At 53.7% G+C, this 16,883-nt stretch carries 13 protein-coding genes; 7 read left to right on the top strand and 6 right to left on the bottom strand.

Annotated features, from left to right (window positions below; genetic code table 11):
* Nucleotides 1-61: 61 nt before the first annotated feature.
* The 3 genes from aceF to pdhR form a co-directional block, all read right to left on the bottom strand.
* On the bottom strand, nucleotides 62-1,951 hold the full coding sequence (gene aceF, locus ACLJNW_RS18735) for a pyruvate dehydrogenase complex dihydrolipoyllysine-residue acetyltransferase (RefSeq protein WP_000963594.1): 1,890 nt from the start codon (nucleotides 1,949-1,951) through the stop codon (nucleotides 62-64).
* A 14-nt stretch (nucleotides 1,952-1,965) separates the two neighbouring features.
* Nucleotides 1,966-4,629, bottom strand: coding sequence for a pyruvate dehydrogenase (acetyl-transferring), homodimeric type (gene aceE / locus ACLJNW_RS18730; RefSeq protein ID WP_000003852.1), 2,664 nt, complete (start codon nucleotides 4,627-4,629; stop codon nucleotides 1,966-1,968).
* A 159-nt stretch (nucleotides 4,630-4,788) separates the two neighbouring features.
* A complete protein-coding gene (gene pdhR / locus ACLJNW_RS18725; protein ID WP_000331771.1) occupies nucleotides 4,789-5,553 on the bottom strand; it encodes a pyruvate dehydrogenase complex transcriptional repressor PdhR in 765 nt (254 codons plus the stop codon).
* A 562-nt stretch (nucleotides 5,554-6,115) separates the two neighbouring features.
* Here pdhR and aroP point away from each other — a divergent pair.
* The 3 genes from aroP (at nucleotide 6,116) to ACLJNW_RS18710 (ending at nucleotide 10,009) form a co-directional block, all read left to right on the top strand.
* Nucleotides 6,116-7,489: an aromatic amino acid transporter AroP gene (gene aroP, locus ACLJNW_RS18720; RefSeq protein ID WP_000969487.1), complete on the top strand. Its 1,374-nt coding sequence runs from the start codon at nucleotides 6,116-6,118 to the stop codon at nucleotides 7,487-7,489.
* Between the two features lie 163 nt (nucleotides 7,490-7,652).
* Nucleotides 7,653-9,059 (top strand): glycoside-pentoside-hexuronide (GPH):cation symporter, encoded by a 1,407-nt coding sequence (locus ACLJNW_RS18715; RefSeq protein WP_000357534.1) that lies wholly within the window; start codon nucleotides 7,653-7,655, stop codon nucleotides 9,057-9,059.
* Nucleotides 9,059-10,009 (top strand): family 43 glycosylhydrolase, encoded by a 951-nt coding sequence (locus ACLJNW_RS18710; protein WP_000024778.1) that lies wholly within the window; start codon nucleotides 9,059-9,061, stop codon nucleotides 10,007-10,009. The genes ACLJNW_RS18715 and ACLJNW_RS18710 overlap by 1 nt, the downstream gene beginning before the upstream one ends.
* Before the next feature lie 91 nt (nucleotides 10,010-10,100).
* Here ACLJNW_RS18710 and ampE read toward each other — a convergent pair whose 3' ends face one another.
* Together ampE and ampD are read right to left on the bottom strand one after the other, a co-directional pair.
* Nucleotides 10,101-10,955, bottom strand: coding sequence for a beta-lactamase regulator AmpE (ampE, locus tag ACLJNW_RS18705; RefSeq protein WP_000172039.1), 855 nt, complete (start codon nucleotides 10,953-10,955; stop codon nucleotides 10,101-10,103).
* Complete coding sequence (ampD, locus tag ACLJNW_RS18700; RefSeq protein ID WP_000936329.1) at nucleotides 10,952-11,515, bottom strand: 1,6-anhydro-N-acetylmuramyl-L-alanine amidase AmpD; 564 nt, start codon at nucleotides 11,513-11,515, stop codon at nucleotides 10,952-10,954. Before ampD ends, ampE begins: the two co-directional genes overlap by 4 nt.
* 87 nt (nucleotides 11,516-11,602) lie before the next feature.
* Here ampD and nadC point away from each other — a divergent pair, with 87 nt between their 5' ends.
* The 4 genes from nadC (at nucleotide 11,603) to hofC (ending at nucleotide 15,742) form a co-directional block, all read left to right on the top strand.
* Complete coding sequence (gene nadC / locus ACLJNW_RS18695) at nucleotides 11,603-12,496, top strand: carboxylating nicotinate-nucleotide diphosphorylase (RefSeq protein WP_001135135.1); 894 nt, start codon at nucleotides 11,603-11,605, stop codon at nucleotides 12,494-12,496.
* Nucleotides 12,497-12,717: 221 nt separating this feature from the next.
* On the top strand, nucleotides 12,718-13,155 hold the full coding sequence (gene ppdD / locus ACLJNW_RS18690) for a prepilin peptidase-dependent pilin (protein WP_000414989.1): 438 nt from the start codon (nucleotides 12,718-12,720) through the stop codon (nucleotides 13,153-13,155).
* A 9-nt stretch (nucleotides 13,156-13,164) separates the two neighbouring features.
* The gene (gspE, locus tag ACLJNW_RS18685; protein WP_000650600.1) at nucleotides 13,165-14,550 is read left to right on the top strand and encodes a type II secretion system protein GspE; all 1,386 of its coding nucleotides are present in this window, start codon (nucleotides 13,165-13,167) and stop codon (nucleotides 14,548-14,550) included.
* Nucleotides 14,540-15,742 carry a protein transport protein HofC gene (hofC, locus tag ACLJNW_RS18680; RefSeq protein WP_000114101.1) on the top strand — a complete coding sequence of 401 codons (1,203 nt, stop codon included), beginning with the start codon at nucleotides 14,540-14,542 and terminating at the stop codon, nucleotides 15,740-15,742. The genes gspE and hofC overlap by 11 nt, the downstream gene beginning before the upstream one ends.
* A gap of 30 nt (nucleotides 15,743-15,772) precedes the next feature.
* Here hofC and ACLJNW_RS18675 read toward each other — a convergent pair whose 3' ends face one another.
* Nucleotides 15,773-16,816, bottom strand: a complete 1,044-nt coding sequence (locus ACLJNW_RS18675) for a GMP reductase (protein ID WP_001217365.1) — start codon at nucleotides 16,814-16,816, stop codon at nucleotides 15,773-15,775.
* Nucleotides 16,817-16,883: the final 67 nt, after the last annotated feature.

The raw sequence follows: 16,883 nt of genomic DNA, 5'->3' as shown, positions 1-16,883 counted from the left end.
ATAACCTCACAAACTCCATGAGATTATCAAAAAAAAGCCGGCCGTCGGGCCGGCTTTTTCATTACATCACCAGACGGCGAATGTCAGACAACATATTGTTGATAATGGTAATGAAACGCGCACCATCAGCACCATCGATCACACGGTGGTCGAAGGAAAGAGAGATAGGCATCATCAGACGCGGCACAAACTCTTTCCCATTCCACACCGGTTCCATCGCCGACTTAGAAACGCCGAGGATAGCCACTTCCGGCGCGTTAACAATCGGCGCGAAGTGGGTAGTTCCCAGACCGCCGATGCTGGAGATAGTGAAGCAACCACCCTGCATTTCGCCAGCGGTCAGCTTACCATCACGCGCTTTTTTGGAGATGGTGGTCAGTTCACGAGACAGCTCGGTCACGCTCTTCTTATTCACGTCTTTAAAGACCGGAACCACCAGGCCATTCGGGGTATCAACCGCCACGCCGATGTTGATGTATTTTTTCAGGGTCAGACGCTGACCGTCTTCGGACAGAGAGCTGTTGAAGCGCGGCATCTGTTCCAGAGCAGCGGCAACCGCTTTCATGATGAAGACCACTGGCGTGTATTTCACATCCAGTTTGCGCTTCTCAGCTTCGGCGTTCTGCTGTTTACGGAACGCTTCCAGATCGGTGATATCGGTTTTGTCGAAGTGCGTAACGTGCGGGATCATCACCCAGTTACGGCTCAGGTTCGCGCCAGAGATTTTCTGGATACGGCCCAGTTCCACTTCTTCAACTTCACCAAACTTGCTGAAGTCCACTTTCGGCCACGGCAGCATACCCGGGATACCGCCGCCCGCAGCAGCCGGCGCAGCTTCCGCGCGTTTGATAGCGTCTTTCACGTAAGCCTGAACGTCTTCGCGCAGAATACGGCCTTTACGACCAGTGCCTTTCACTTTCGCCAGGTTGACGCCAAACTCGCGCGCCAGACGGCGAATCAGTGGGGTAGCGTGAACGTAAGCGTCGTTTTCAGCGAACTCAGATTTGCCTTCGGCTTTGGCAGCCGGGGCAGCAGGCTTCTCAGCTTTCGCCGCCGGAGCCGGTGCCGCCGCTTCCTGTTTAGCCGGAGCGGCCGCAGGCGCTGCGCCTTCTACTTCGAAGACCATAATCAGAGAACCGGTTTTCACTTTATCGCCGGTGCTGATTTTGATTTCTTTCACGGTGCCCGCGAACGGCGCAGGCACTTCCATGGAGGCTTTGTCGCCTTCGACGGTGATCAGCGACTGTTCAGCGGCAACTTTATCGCCGACTTTGACCATCACTTCGGTGACTTCAACTTCGTCACCGCCGATGTCCGGTACGTTAACGTCTTTCACGCCCGTCGCTGCTGCTGGAGCAGCCGCAGCCGGAGCGGCTTCCGCTTTCGCTGGTGCTGCTGCGCCTGCTTCACCCGCCACTTCGAAGACCATAATCAGAGAGCCGGTAGAGACTTTGTCGCCGGTGTTCACTTTGATCTCTTTCACGGTGCCTGCAAACGGAGCAGGAACTTCCATAGAGGCCTTGTCGCCTTCGACGGTGATCAGCGACTGTTCAGCTTCTACGGTGTCGCCCACTTTCACCATCACTTCAGTCACTTCAACTTCGTCACTGCCGATATCCGGAACGTGAACGTCTTTCGCCGCTGCCGCAGCAGGTGCTGCTGCCGGAGCCGCTTCTTTCTTCTCTTCTGCCTTAGCAGGTGCAGCGTCAGCTGCACCGTCGGCGGAATCGAAAATCATGATAAGTGCACCAGTCTCGGTTTTGTCGCCGACAGAGACTTTGATCTCTTTCACGACGCCAGCCTGCGGAGACGGGACTTCCATAGAGGCTTTGTCGCCTTCTACGGTGATCAGCGACTGTTCAGCTTCCACTTTGTCGCCCACTTTGACCAGAATCTCGGTGATTTCAACTTCATCTGTCCCGATGTCCGGTACTTTGATTTCGATAGCCATTATTCTTTTACCTCTTACGCCAGACGCGGGTTAACTTTATCTGCATCGATGTTGAATTTGGTAATCGCATCCGCTACCACTTTCTTGTCGATTTCGCCACGTTTAGCCAGTTCGCCCAGCGCTGCGACAACCACATAAGAAGCATCAACTTCGAAGTGGTGACGCAGGTTCTCACGGCTGTCGGAACGACCGAAGCCATCCGTACCCAGTACGCGATAGTCGTCAGCCGGTACGTAAGTACGAACCTGCTCGGCGAACAGTTTCATATAGTCAGTAGATGCTACAGCCGGAGCGTCGTTCATCACCTGAGCGATGTACGGAACGCGCGGGGTTTCCAGCGGGTGCAGCATGTTCCAGCGTTCACAATCCTGACCATCACGCGCCAGTTCGGTGAAGGAGGTCACGCTATATACGTCAGAACCTACGCCGTAATCTTTCGCCAGGATCTGTGCTGCTTCACGCACGTGACGCAGGATAGAACCGGAGCCCAGCAGCTGAACTTTACCTTTGCTACCTTCGAGGGTTTCGAGTTTGTAGATACCTTTACGGATACCTTCCTCGGCACCTGCTGGCATGGCCGGCATGTGGTAGTTTTCGTTCAGCGTGGTGATGTAGTAGTAAACGTTCTCTTGTTTCTCACCGTACATACGCTCCAGACCATCATGCATGATGACAGCCACTTCGTAAGCGTAAGCCGGGTCGTAAGAGATACAGTTCGGGATAGTCAGCGACTGAATGTGGCTGTGACCATCTTCGTGCTGCAGACCTTCGCCGTTCAGCGTAGTACGACCGGAAGTCCCGCCGATCAGGAAGCCGCGAGCCTGCTGGTCGCCAGCCTGCCAGCACAGGTCGCCGATACGCTGGAACCCGAACATAGAGTAGTAGATGTAGAACGGGATCATCGGCAGATCGTTGGTGCTGTAAGAGGTCGCCGCAGCCAGCCAGGATGCGCCTGCGCCCAGCTCGTTGATACCTTCCTGCAGAATCTGGCCTTTCTCGTCTTCTTTGTAGTAAGCAACCTGCTCACGGTCCTGCGGGGTGTACTGCTGGCCGTTCGGGCTGTAGATACCAATCTGACGGAACAGACCTTCCATACCGAAAGTACGCGCTTCGTCGGCGATGATCGGAACCAGACGATCTTTGATCGACTTGTTCTTCAGCATCACGTTCAGGGCACGCACGAAAGCGATCGTAGTGGAAATCTCTTTACTTTGCTCTTCCAGCAGCGCGCCGAAATCTGAAAGTTGAGGCAGCTCTAACTTCTCGGTGAAGTTCGGCTGACGGCTTGGCAGGTAGCCGTGCAGCGCCTGACGGCGTTCATGCAGGTATTTGTGTTCTTCAGAACCTTCCGGGAAGGTAATGTACGGCAGTTTTTCGAGATCAGCATCGGCAACCGGCACGTTGAAACGATCGCGGACGTAACGCACGCCGTCCATGTTCATTTTCTTAACCTGGTGAGCGATGTTTTTACCTTCCGCGGTGTCACCCATGCCGTAACCTTTAATGGTATGGGCCAGGATTACGGTCGCTTTGCCTTTGGTTTCCTGCGCTTTTTTCAGTGCTGCGTAGACTTTCTTCGGATCGTGACCACCACGGTTCAGCGCCCAAATCTGCTCGTCAGTCCAGTCGGCCACCAGGGCTGCGGTTTCCGGATATTTACCGAAGAAGTGCTCACGCACGTAAGCGCCGTCTTTGGATTTGAAGGTCTGGTAGTCGCCGTCAACGGTTTCGTTCATCAGCTGGATCAGTTTACCGCTGGTGTCTTTACGCAGCAGTTCATCCCAACGACCGCCCCACATGACTTTAATAACGTTCCAGCCAGCACCTGCAAAGATGCCTTCCAGTTCGTTAACAATCTTGCCGTTACCGGTGACCGGGCCGTCAAGACGCTGCAGGTTACAGTTGATAACAAAAACCAGGTTGTCCAGTTTTTCACGGGTGGCGATGGTGATCGCGCCTTTGGATTCCGGCTCATCCATCTCGCCGTCGCCGAGGAAGGCGTAAACGGTCTGTTTAGAGGTATCTTTCAGGCCACGGTGTTCCAGATATTTCAGGAATTTCGCCTGGTAGATAGCACCGATTGGGCCCAGCCCCATAGAGACGGTCGGGAACTGCCAGAATTCCGGCATCAGTTTCGGGTGCGGATAGGAAGAGAGGCCATTGCCGTGAACTTCCTGACGGAAGTTATCCATCTGTTCCTGGGTCAGACGACCTTCCAGGAACGCGCGAGCGTAGATGCCCGGAGAGATGTGGCCCTGGAAGTACACCAGGTCGCCGCCATCCTGTTCGTTGCGCGCACGGAAGAAATGGTTAAAACAGACATCATAGATCGTGGCGGAAGACTGGAAGGACGCCATGTGGCCGCCCAACTCAAGGTCTTTTTTAGACGCGCGCAGCACGGTCATGATGGCGTTCCAGCGGATCGCAGAACGAATGCGACGTTCCAGCTCCAGATTACCCGGGTATTCCGGTTCGTCTTCAACGGCAATAGTGTTGATGTAATTACTGGCCCCTGCGCCTGCCGCGACTTTCACGCCGCCTTTACGAGCTTCAGAAAGCAGTTGGTCAATCAGATACTGAGCGCGCTCAACACCTTCTTCACGGATGACCGATTCGATCGCCTGTAGCCAGTCGCGAGTTTCGATCGGATCCACGTCATTTTGGAAACGTTCTGACATGGGGGTATTCCTTATCTATCTAATACGTTGAGTTATCTGGAACCTGTCCCATTAAACTTTCGTCAGAAAGCTTAATAAGACAGGTTCTGCGTTTAGTTGCCGCGCACATTTTTGCGCGTTATTCACAACATCTTCTGGTTAACGTTCTGCCAGAAAAAACTAATTCTTGCGCTGTTCCAGGCGGCGTAAAGCGCGTTCACGACGGCTCTCCTCACGGCTTCTGTCCAGCATAATCTCTTCGATAAACGCCAGATGTCGGTGTGACGCTTCACGCGCTTCTTCTGGTTTTCCGGCCATAATGGCTTCAAATATACGGGTGCGATGCGTACTCACCAGCGGCAGCATCTCCCGACGCGCATACAGCAATTCGAAGTTCTGCCGCACGTTTTGCGCCAGCATCGGCTCCATACACCTTAGCAGATGAAGCAATACCACGTTGTGCGCCGCTTCGGTGACGGCGATTTGATACTGGAGCACGGCTTCGGACTCGGCATCCAGATCGCCGGACTCTTGCGCCAGCTCAATAGCATGGTGCAGCTCGCGAATACGGTCTTTATCTTCATCGGTGCTGCGCAGCGCCGCGTAATAAGCCGCAATGCCTTCCAGAGCATGGCGCGTTTCGAGCAGGTCAAACTGGGATTCAGGGTGATCGGAGAGCAGTTCCACCAGCGGGTCGCTAAAGCTCTGCCACAGGCTGCTCTGCACGAAGGTTCCGCCGCCCTGACGACGAAGCAACAATCCCTTCGCTTCGAGACGTTGAATCGCCTCGCGCAAGGAGGGACGGGAGACGTCGAACTGTTTTGCCAGTTCACGTTCCGGTGGGAGTTTTTCTCCGGGACGCAATGTTCCCTCAAGGATTAAAAACTCCAGCTGCTGCTCGATCACATCGGAGAGTTTTGGTTGGCGGATTTTGCTGTAGGCCATGATTTCCTGTCTTAAGCCATTTGCCCGGAGTCAATTGGTCTTACCAATTTCATGTCTGTGACGCTAAAGTAACAAAGTATTCACCTTCTGTCCATACAGGTTTTGATTGAAATCAGTAAAGGAGGCACATTTTAACAATTTTACAGAAATCATGTTTCAAAACTGTAACTGTGCACAAATGTTAAATTTACCCACCTGGAGGTAGATTTAACGTATTTGAAACGATAAAAAATCTCATCTGAACCGATTCAACAGTAGATTAAATGCATTTTTATGCATAAATAATGAATAAAAACAAATTAACATCTGTAAGGGAAAATAAAAGGAGGTATTTACAAGTGCTTTCTTTTTACGCAACTCGTCATCACCCCTGCACAAAGCAGGTGCATTCGCGGCCACATACCATTATTCTGATCAAGACGAAAGAGTTGAAGTGACATTTTAAAAAACTAGCTTGTAAATAAATCAATACAAAAAGCGGAATTGCAAACTTACACACGCACTACTGCATCGTTCAAAATAAGCGCGTTATGAATAAACCGCGCCCGATACACGAGGTTTTATGATGGACAGTCAGCAGCACGGCGAGCAGCTCAAGCGCGGCCTGAAAAACCGCCATATTCAGCTTATCGCATTGGGCGGCGCGATAGGGACAGGCTTGTTCCTGGGAAGCGCCTCCGTTATTCAGTCGGCGGGGCCAGGAATTATCCTGGGCTATGCGATTGCAGGCTTTATTGCCTTTCTGATTATGCGCCAGCTGGGGGAGATGGTGGTTGAAGAACCGGTCGCCGGCTCTTTTAGCCACTTCGCCTATAAATACTGGGGCGGCTTTGCCGGATTCGCTTCCGGCTGGAACTACTGGGTGCTGTACGTATTAGTTGCCATGGCGGAACTGACCGCAGTGGGTAAATATATCCAGTTCTGGTATCCGGAGATCCCCACCTGGGCTTCTGCGGCAGCCTTCTTTGTGATTATCAACGCCATCAACCTGACCAACGTTAAAGTGTTCGGTGAGATGGAGTTTTGGTTCGCCATTATTAAAGTGATCGCCGTCATCGCTATGATTCTGTTCGGCGCGTGGTTACTCTTCAGCGATACCGCTGGTCCGCAGGCCACCGTGCGCAACCTGTGGGAACAGGGCGGCTTTCTGCCGCATGGCTGGACCGGGCTGGTGATGATGATGGCCATTATTATGTTTTCGTTCGGCGGACTGGAGCTGGTAGGGATCACCGCCGCTGAAGCCGATAACCCGGAACAGAGCATCCCCAAAGCCACTAATCAGGTTATCTATCGCATCCTGATTTTTTATATCGGCTCGCTGGCGGTTCTGCTTTCGCTGCTGCCATGGACTCGCGTCACCGCCGATACCAGCCCATTTGTCCTTATCTTCCATGAGCTGGGCGATACGTTTGTCGCCAATGCACTGAATATCGTGGTTCTCACCGCCGCGCTATCGGTTTATAACAGCTGCGTTTACTGCAACAGCCGTATGCTGTTCGGTCTGGCCCAGCAGGGAAATGCGCCGAAAGCGCTGCTGAACGTCGACAAACGCGGCGTGCCGGTGAGCTCCATTTTGGTTTCCGCCGTCGTGACGGCGTTGTGCGTGCTGCTCAACTACCTGGCTCCAGAGTCCGCATTCGGACTGCTGATGGCGCTGGTGGTCTCCGCGCTGGTCATTAACTGGGCGATGATTAGCCTTGCCCATATGATGTTCCGTCGCGCGAAACAGCAACAGGGCGTGAAAACCCGCTTCCCGGCCCTGTTTTATCCGTTCGGCAACGTTCTCTGCCTGCTGTTTATGGCGGCGGTATTGATCATTATGCTGATGACGCCAGGTATGGCGATCTCCGTGTGGCTGATTCCGGTATGGCTGCTCATCCTGGGCGTCGGCTACCTGTGTAAAGAAAAAACGGCAAAAACGGTGAAAGCCCACTGATCGTGGCATTACTTTTCCGCCCTCCCCGTCCGGGGAGGGTGTTATCTGCCTCACAGTTTCCCACGTATAACCATTTTATCCATATCAGCGGCGTGATCCTGCTACGCAAATAAAAGCTCGCAGGCGAATAATTACCGCCATCATCTGATGGGGAGAAGTCTCAATGGATAAGGGCAGACTTTCGGTAAGAGAGAAAATCGGGTATGGCATGGGCGACGCCGGATGTAACATTATTTTTGGTGCTATCATGCTGTTTGTTAATTATTTTTATACGGATATTTTTGGTCTTGCCCCGGCGTTAGTCGGTGTTTTACTCCTTTCAGTACGCGTTATCGATGCCGTTACCGATCCGGTGATGGGCGCGCTTGCCGATCGTACCCAAAGTAAATATGGTCGTTTCCGCCCCTGGCTACTGTGGATTGCATTTCCCTACGCGCTGTTCAGCGTTCTGATGTTCACGACGCCGGACTGGGGCTATAACAGCAAAGTTGTCTATGCTTTCGTCACCTATTTTCTGCTTTCCGTGACCTACACCGCCATCAATATTCCCTATTGCTCACTGGGCGGCGTGATCACCAACGATCCAAAAGAGCGCGTGGCCTGTCAGGCTTATCGCTTCGTGTTAGTCGGCATCGCGACGCTGTTGCTATCGTTAACGCTATTGCCGATGGTGGACTGGTTTGGCGGCGGCGACAAAGCCAAAGGCTATCAGTTGGCGATGACCGTGCTGGCGATTATCGGCATGGGTATGTTTCTGTTCTGCTTTGCCAGCGTCCGCGAACGCGTTCGCCCTGCCGTTCCGACGCACGATGATATGAAGAATGATTTCAAAGACGTGTGGAAAAACGATCAATGGGTACGCATTCTGCTATTGACCTTATGTAACGTCTGCCCGGGGTTTATCCGTATGGCGGCGACCATGTATTACGTCACCTGGGTGATGGGACAAAGCCCCCATTTCGCTACGCTTTTTATTAGCCTTGGCGTGGTCGGTATGATGATCGGCAGTATGCTGGCAAAAGTCTTAACCGATCGCTGGTGTAAATTGAAGGTATTTTTCTGGACCAATATTGCGCTGGCGATTTTCTCCTGCGCGTTCTATTTCTTTGATCCGAAAGCCACCGTGATGATAGTGGCGCTCTACTTCCTGCTCAATATTCTGCATCAGATCCCTTCCCCGCTGCACTGGTCGCTGATGGCGGACGTCGATGATTACGGCGAATGGAAAACCGGCAAACGCATTACCGGTATCAGCTTCTCCGGTAACCTGTTCTTCCTCAAGCTGGGCCTGGCGATTGCCGGGGCGATGGTCGGCTTTTTGCTCTCCTGGTACGGTTATGACGCCAGCGCTAAAGCGCAAAGCGCCTCGGCGATGAACGGTATTATGCTGTTGTTTACCGTTATCCCCGGCGTTGGCTATCTGATTACCGCAGGCGTGGTACGTCTGCTGAAAGTTGACCGTGAACTGATGAAAAAAATCCAGGACGATTTGGAAAAACGTCGCACTAATTACCGCGAATTGAGTGAGTTGCAGGAGCTCAAAGCCGCTGAAAGCGTAAGGAAAGCCTGATGGCAAACTGGCCAAACCCGTTTATTGAACAACGTGCCGATCCGTTTATTTTACGCGACGGCAGCGATTACTACTTTATTGCCTCCGTACCGGAATATGACAGGCTGGAAATCCGCCGGGCTAATTCGCTGGAAGGGTTGCGCGCCGCCGACCCCGTTGTCGTCTGGCGTAAACCGGAAAGCGGCCCGATGAGCCAGCTCATCTGGGCACCGGAAATGCACCGCATCAACGGCAAGTGGTACATCTATTTTGCCGCTACCCATACTCAAGCGCTTGATAAGCTGGGAATGTTCCAGCATCGCATGTTTGCCCTGGAGTGCGCCGATGCCGACCCACTCACCGGCAAGTGGACGGAGAAAGGTCAAATTAAAACACCGTTTGATACCTTCGCCCTCGATGCCACCACTTTTTATCATCAGGGAAAGCAGTGGTATCTGTGGGCGCAAAAAGCGCCGGATATTGCCGGTAACTCAAATATTTATCTGGCTGAACTGGAAAATCCGTGGACGATTAAAGGCGAGCCGGTAAGACTCAGTAAGCCAGAGTACGACTGGGAGTGTCGGGGTTTTTGGGTTAACGAAGGTCCGGCCGTCGTGGTGCATGGCGACAAGCTGTTTATCAGCTATTCGGCCAGCGCCACCGATGAAAACTACTGTATGGGATTACTGTGGATTAACGTAAACGACGATCCGCGCGATCCGGCCAACTGGCATAAATCACCGCGCCCGGTCTTTACCACCAGCTATGAAAATCGCCAGTATGGGCCGGGACATAACAGCTTTACGCAAACGCCGGAAGGTGAAGATGTACTGGTGTACCACGCGAGAAATTACACCGAAATTGAAGGCGATCCGTTGTACGATCCCAACCGCCATACGCGTCTGAAACGGGTGCGCTGGGACGAAAACGGGATGCCTGATTTTGGCGTGCCGCCAGCCGATACGATCTAAGCCGTTGCACTGCCCGGTGGCGCTAGCGCTTACCGGGCCTACAGATTTTTCCATTGTAGGCAGCATAAGCGTTAGCGCCATCGGCACAACGCTACACTAATGCCCCATAAATGGTGAGCAACGCAATAATCACCACCACCACAAACGAGGCCTTCTTCGCCATCGACACCGCCGCTTTGGGGGTTTCTACTTTGTCAGTATGCGGTTCACGCGCCAGTGAGAACTGCGCCAGACGTGTGAGTACCTGATACTGCGAAGTATGCAGATCCGCCAGCGAGGCAAACCAGGCCGGCAACGCTTTCTCGCCATGCCCCAGTAATGCATACACTACGCCCGCCAGACGTACCGGAATCCAGTCCAGCACATGAAGAATAGCGTCAATGCCGGATTGCAAACGTTGGTGCGGCGTCTGATAGCGCGCCAGCCAGGTCTGCCAGGCCCGTAAAAACGCATAGCCCACCAGCGTTACCGGCCCCCACGGACCGCCAACGATAAACCAAAATAGCGGTGCGAGGTAAAAACGGAAATTTATCCATAACAACGCATTTTGCAGCTCACGCAAAAATTCACGCTCATTACAATCCGGCGGCACGCCGTGAATCAGCGTAAGCTCGCTGGCCATCGCCTCGCAAGGATGCGGATCGTTACGGGACGCCGCTTTCAGCCAGGCGTGATAATGTACTCGCACTTTGCCCGCGCCGATACACAGCACGCCCAGGAGAATCCACACCACCAGCGTCGGCACGTTAAATAGCAGCCCTTTTAACGCCTGGAGCAGTAGAAAAGTCACCACCATCGCGATCGCCGTCATTCCCATCGTGCGCAACATCGAAAAATGCGTAATCCGACGGAATAGCGCCTCCAGCCGATGATCGAGCTGCCAGTGCTCGCCCAGCTTAAACAGGCGCTCGACAATCAGCACCAGTAATGTCGTAAACAGCGTCATGTCATCTCCTTGTGCGACGAGAGGGCTACCAAAGCGCGAAAGCGCGGCCAGTCAAAGGCAGGGCCAGGGTCCGTTTTGCGGTCAGGCGCAATGTTGCAGTGTCCGGTCATATTGTCGGCGATCGCCGGATAGCTAGCGATAAGCGTGCGCGTCACGGCGGCTAGCTGCTGATACTGCGCATCGGTATAAGCCAGCGTATCCGTCCCCTCCAGCTCAATACCAATGGAGAAATCATTACAACGTTCCCGCCCCTGATAGTTTGACACGCCCGCATGCCACGCACGCTTATCAAAAGGCACATACTGGACGATTTCACCGTCGCGACGAATCAGACAATGGGCCGAAACACGAAGATGAGCGATTTCTGCAAAAAAAGGATGGGCGTCTGGATCTATCGTTCCGGTGAATAATGCATCGATCCACGGACCGCCAAACTCGCCGGGGGGCAGGCTAATATTATGCACCACCAGCAAGGACGGTTTTTCGTCATCCGGACGGCAATCATAATGCGGAGAAGGGACGCGTCGCGCCTCTACCAACCAACCCTTATCTGGCAACATGCAGAGTCTCCTTTTGAGTGGTGCTTATAGCTGCTTCAGAGTAGCATGTTTCTACCTTATGATTCGTTAGCAATTTGGAGTTTTATCATGCCGCCTCGCCGTTATAACCCAGACGACCGACGTGACGCGCTACTGGAACGCATTAATCTCGATATCCCTGCCGCCGTTGCTCAGGCGCTGCGTGAAGATTTAGGTGGAGAAGTCGATGCTGGCAACGATATCACCGCGCAACTTTTGCCGGCAGATACGCAAGCCCATGCCACGGTGATCACTCGTGAAGACGGCGTTTTCTGCGGCAAGCGCTGGGTTGAAGAGGTCTTCATCCAACTGGCGGGCGATGATGTGCGCCTCACCTGGCATGTCGATGACGGCGACGCCATTCACGCCAACCAAACAGTGTTTGAACTGAACGGCCCGGCTCGCGTATTGCTGACCGGCGAGCGCACGGCGCTAAACTTTGTCCAGACCCTTTCCGGCGTCGCCAGTGAAGTACGCCGCTACGTTGGACTGCTGGCTGGCACCCAAACCCAGTTGCTCGACACGCGTAAAACGCTGCCGGGTCTGCGCACCGCGCTCAAATATGCGGTTTTATGCGGCGGCGGCGCCAATCATCGTCTGGGCCTCACTGACGCGTTCCTGATTAAAGAAAACCATATCATCGCCTCCGGTTCGGTTCGTCAGGCGGTGGAAAAAGCGTTCTGGCTACATCCGGACGTGCCGGTAGAAGTCGAGGTCGAAAATCTGGATGAACTGGACGATGCGCTGAAAGCAGGCGCGGATATTATCATGCTGGATAATTTCAACACCGACCAGATGCGCGAGGCGGTGAAACGCGTCAACGGCCAGGCGCGGCTGGAAGTATCCGGCAACGTCACCGCGGAAACCTTACGCGAATTTGCTGAAACCGGGGTGGATTTCATCTCCGTTGGCGCGCTGACCAAGCACGTGCGCGCGCTCGATCTCTCCATGCGTTTTTGCTGATCCTCTCCACCCGATGGCGCTGCGCCGTCGGGTCTATAAATCACCTGTCCGTAGATCCGCGTCATTATTCGGTAAAATATTCGTAGCGCCTCGCAATAACGTTGCCGTGTCATGTAACGCAGCGAAAATCTTCAGAATCCGCCTTCCCGTTTTACCTTTTACCGCTCGCCCGCTCTTCCCGCGTTTGCCACAGTAGCGCCAGCTAACTCAAGGAGCGAACAATGGAAAAACAACGCGGTTTCACGCTTATCGAACTGATGGTCGTTATTGGCATCATCGCCATTTTAAGCGCCATTGGCATTCCGGCTTACCAGAACTATCTGCGTAAAGCGGCGCTGACGGATATGTTGCAAACGTTTGTCCCCTACCGTACTGCCGTCGAACTCTGCGCTCTGGAACATGGTGGGACGAGCACATGCGATGCGGGCGTCAACGGTATCCCCTCGCCCGTCATCACCCGTTATGTTTCGGGCATGAGCGTGGAAAAAGGCGTCATCACGCTTACCGGCCAGGAGAGTCTGAGCGGGCTTAGCGTCATCATGACGCCCGCCTGGGACAATGCTAACGGCATTACTGGCTGGACGCGTAACTGCAATATTCAAAGCGACAGCGCGTTACAACAGGCTTGTGAAGATGTCTTCCGTTTTGACGCCAACTAAGGAGACAAGATGAAAGACGCTCAGCTCAACACCTTGTGTCAACGTCATCAGGCTGTACTGATCAATAGCGCCAGCAACAGTATCACTGTTGCGGTGGTCGACGCGCCCTCTCATGCGTTACTGGACGCTCTGCATTTCGCCACGCAAAAACAGATTGATATTGTGTGCTGGACTCGCCAGCAAATGGAAAATCATCGGCATAAGCCGGATCAGGCACCCTCGGCAAACGCCGCGAAAGGCGGAGAAACCGCAGCCCAGCTTCTCAATCAGACATTACGCTCGGCGATGGCGAAACGCGCCTCTGATATCCATCTTGAACCCGGCGCCAGCCGCTACCGAATAAGACTCCGCATCGACGGCGTTCTTCATATTCTGCAGGACATCGCCAAAGAGACGGGGCTTGCGCTGACGGCCAGATTGAAAGTCCTGGGAAATTTGGACATCGCTGAACATCGACTGCCGCAGGACGGGCAATTTACCGTTGACCTGTCGGGAGACAGCATCTCTTTTCGTATCGCCACGCTTCCCTGTAAAGAAGGCGAAAAAGTCGTCTTACGGTTGTTGCATCAGGTTGAACAAACGCTGGATCTGGACACGCTGGGCATGTACGGGGCACAACTTACCGCTTTTAGACAAGCCCTACAGCAACCTCAGGGGCTGGTACTGGTGACTGGCCCCACCGGTAGCGGAAAAACGGTCACGCTATACAGCGCGCTACAAACCCGGAATACGCCGGGTATCAACCTCTGTAGCGTTGAGGATCCGATAGAAATTCCACTGGATGGGATTAACCAGACGCAGATCCATCCCCGCGCCGGGCTCACCTTTCAAAATGTGCTGCGTGCGCTATTACGCCAGGACCCTGACATCATCATGGTAGGTGAAATTCGTGACGGCGACACCGCAGAAATCGCCATTAAGGCGGCACAAACGGGCCATCTGGTACTTTCAACGCTACATACGAACTCCACCAGTGAAACCCTGATACGTTTGCAGCAAATGGGCGTAGCACGCTGGATGATCTCATCGGCGCTTACGCTGGTGGTAGCGCAACGCCTGGTAAGGAAGCTTTGCCCGCACTGCAAACAGCGCCTGAGCGATCCCGTAGTGCTATCGCCCAATCTTTGGCCCAGCGCGCTACCGCGCTGGCAGGCAAACGGCTGTCAGCATTGCTACCACGGCTTTTATGGCCGAACCGCGTTATTCGAAGTGTTAACCGTTACCCCGGCATTACGTCAGTTAATTGCGAGCGGCGCATCGGCGCAAGCACTGGAAGCCCACCTCCAACAGACCGGTACAGGGACGCTTTTTGAAAATGGCTGTCGCGCCGTTGAGCAAGGCATGACGTCCTTTGAAGAGATACTGCGCGTTCTGGGAATGCCCCATGAGCGTTAAACAGCTCTGGCGCTGGCAAGGCGTTAACGATAAAGGTCAACTGGAACAAGACGTTGTATGGGTGGACAATCGTCTGGCGCTGATCATCACCCTGCAACATCAGCGCATTATGCCGCTTCGCATCAAGCGCATAGGCGTTAACGCCGCACTGTGGAAAGAAGAGCAAAGCGCTGAAATTATTCATCAGTTGGCCACGCTCATTCATGCCGGGCTGACGCTTTCAGAAGGGCTGGAACTCCTTGCGAAACAGCATCCCCACCGACAATGGCAAGCGCTGTTGCGCACGCTGGCTCACGAGCTTGAACAGGGCGTCCCTTTTTCCAGCGCATTAGTCTCCTGGCCGCAGGTATTTCCGCCGCTCTACCAGACGATGATCCGCACCGGAGAACTGACCGGCAAACTGGCCGAATGCTGCTTTGAACTGGCCCGTCAGCAAAAAGCGCAACGGCAGATTACGGTTAGCGTGAAAAAGGCGCTGCGCTATCCCGCCATTATTCTAACAATGGCCGCCCTGGTCGTTTTCGCCATGCTGCACTTTGTCCTGCCGGAATTTGCCGCCATTTACCGTAGCTTCAATACCCCGCTTCCTCTTCTGACACGCGGTATTATTGCGATAGCGCAATGGGGGTCGGCATGGGGTTGGCTCATCTTGTTCCTGACGATGCTCGTTGCTATCGCTCACCGCAGGGTAAAACAAAAGCCGTCCTGGCAAGCGCAGCGGCAGCGTCTTCTGCTACGGCTTCCCGTTATGGGTCGCCTGATAAGAGGCCAGAAACTAGCGCAAATATTCACCGTACTGGCATTAACCCAAAGCGCAGGTATTCCTTTTCTTCAGGGACTGGAAAGCGCTATCGATAGTCTCGGCTGCCCTTACTGGTCACAGCGTTTAACGCAGGTACATCAGGAGATCGCCGCGGGCAATCCGGTCTGGTTGGCGCTAAAAAATACCCAGGAATTTAGTCCGCTATGCCTGCAACTGGTCAGAACGGGCGAAGCGTCCGGTTCACTCGATATCATGCTGCATAACCTTGCCCGTCACCACAGTGAAACTACGCTGGCGCTGGCCGATAATCTGGCGTCGTTGTTGGAACCGGCGTTATTGATCATCACCGGCTTAATTATCGGTACGCTGGTGGTGGCGATGTATTTGCCGATTTTTCATCTGGGAGACGCGATGAGCGGGATGGGATAAGGCTGGCGCACATTTACGCCAGCCAGAATATTAGAGGCTATTGAAAATGCGGTTTTCTTGTTCCTGCACCCGAATAAAGGTGGTGCGTTTGGTCAACTCTTTCAGGCGAGACGCGCCGACATAAGTGCAGGCTGAGCGTAGACCGCCCAGGATATCGCGGGCAGTATTGCCCACCGGCCCACGCAGCGGCAATTTAACCGTTTTACCTTCTGCCGCGCGGTATTTCGCAACGCCGCCGACATGACGGTTCATCGCAGATTCCGAACTCATGCCGTAGAACAGCATAAATTTCTCGCCGTTCTCTTCTACCACGCTGCCGCCGCTCTCTTCGTGCCCCGCCAGCATGCCGCCCAACATAACGAAATCCGCGCCGCCGCCAAAGGCTTTTGCTACGTCGCCTGGCATGGTGCAGCCGCCATCGCTGACGATCATACCGCCCAGGCCATGCGCCGCGTCAGCACATTCGATAACCGCCGACAGTTGCGGATAACCAACGCCGGTTTTTACACGCGTCGTGCATACGGAGCCGGGACCAATTCCCACTTTCACGATATCGGCGCCGGAGAGGATAAGCTCTTCGCACATCTCGCCCGTTACCACATTGCCTGCGCAGATTGTTTTTGTCGGCCATGCTTCACGCGCTTTTGCGACGAACTGCACAAAATGTTCTGAATAGCCATTGGCCACATCAATACAGACAAAGTTCAGCGCAGGATTCAGCGCCAGAATCTGCACGGTTTTTTCGAAATCAGCATCAGAGGTCCCGGTGGAAACCATCACATGCTTCAGAACATCAGCCGAGGCCGTGTTGATAAAAGCTGCCCATTCTTCAACGGTATAATGTTTATGTACAGCAGTCAGAATATCAAACCCGGCCAATGCTTGCGCCATTTCAAACGTCCCGACGGTATCCATATTGGCCGCGATAATCGGTACGCCAGACCAGGTCTGACCTGAGTGTTTAAAGGTGAATTGACGTTCCAGTTCGACATCGGAACGGCTTTTGAGGGTAGAACGCTTAGGACGGATAAGAACGTCTTTGAAACCTAACTTCAGATCTTCTTCAATACGCATGTACGGATTCCTGGGGTTAATGGCGAAAAATCGAAACTCACAACTCCAGTGACGCTATCATACGCAC

Source organism: Salmonella sp. SAL4457 (assembly GCF_046548235.1).
In the GTDB taxonomy this organism is placed as follows: domain Bacteria; phylum Pseudomonadota; class Gammaproteobacteria; order Enterobacterales; family Enterobacteriaceae; genus Salmonella; species Salmonella enterica.
The sequence above is the reverse complement of the archived record's forward strand: the minus strand, read 5'-3'. Positions and strand labels throughout refer to the sequence as shown.

Coding starts and splice junctions, on each gene's coding strand:
- aceF (WP_000963594.1), bottom strand. CDS start 1,951: ATGGCTATCGAAATCAAAGTACCGGACATCGGGACAGATGAAGTTGAA.
- aceE (WP_000003852.1), bottom strand. CDS start 4,629: ATGTCAGAACGTTTCCAAAATGACGTGGATCCGATCGAAACTCGCGAC.
- pdhR (WP_000331771.1), bottom strand. CDS start 5,553: ATGGCCTACAGCAAAATCCGCCAACCAAAACTCTCCGATGTGATCGAG.
- aroP (WP_000969487.1), top strand. CDS start 6,116: ATGATGGACAGTCAGCAGCACGGCGAGCAGCTCAAGCGCGGCCTGAAA.
- ACLJNW_RS18715 (WP_000357534.1), top strand. CDS start 7,653: ATGGATAAGGGCAGACTTTCGGTAAGAGAGAAAATCGGGTATGGCATG.
- ACLJNW_RS18710 (WP_000024778.1), top strand. CDS start 9,059: ATGGCAAACTGGCCAAACCCGTTTATTGAACAACGTGCCGATCCGTTT.
- ampE (WP_000172039.1), bottom strand. CDS start 10,955: ATGACGCTGTTTACGACATTACTGGTGCTGATTGTCGAGCGCCTGTTT.
- ampD (WP_000936329.1), bottom strand. CDS start 11,515: ATGTTGCCAGATAAGGGTTGGTTGGTAGAGGCGCGACGCGTCCCTTCT.
- nadC (WP_001135135.1), top strand. CDS start 11,603: ATGCCGCCTCGCCGTTATAACCCAGACGACCGACGTGACGCGCTACTG.
- ppdD (WP_000414989.1), top strand. CDS start 12,718: ATGGAAAAACAACGCGGTTTCACGCTTATCGAACTGATGGTCGTTATT.
- gspE (WP_000650600.1), top strand. CDS start 13,165: ATGAAAGACGCTCAGCTCAACACCTTGTGTCAACGTCATCAGGCTGTA.
- hofC (WP_000114101.1), top strand. CDS start 14,540: ATGAGCGTTAAACAGCTCTGGCGCTGGCAAGGCGTTAACGATAAAGGT.
- ACLJNW_RS18675 (WP_001217365.1), bottom strand. CDS start 16,816: ATGCGTATTGAAGAAGATCTGAAGTTAGGTTTCAAAGACGTTCTTATC.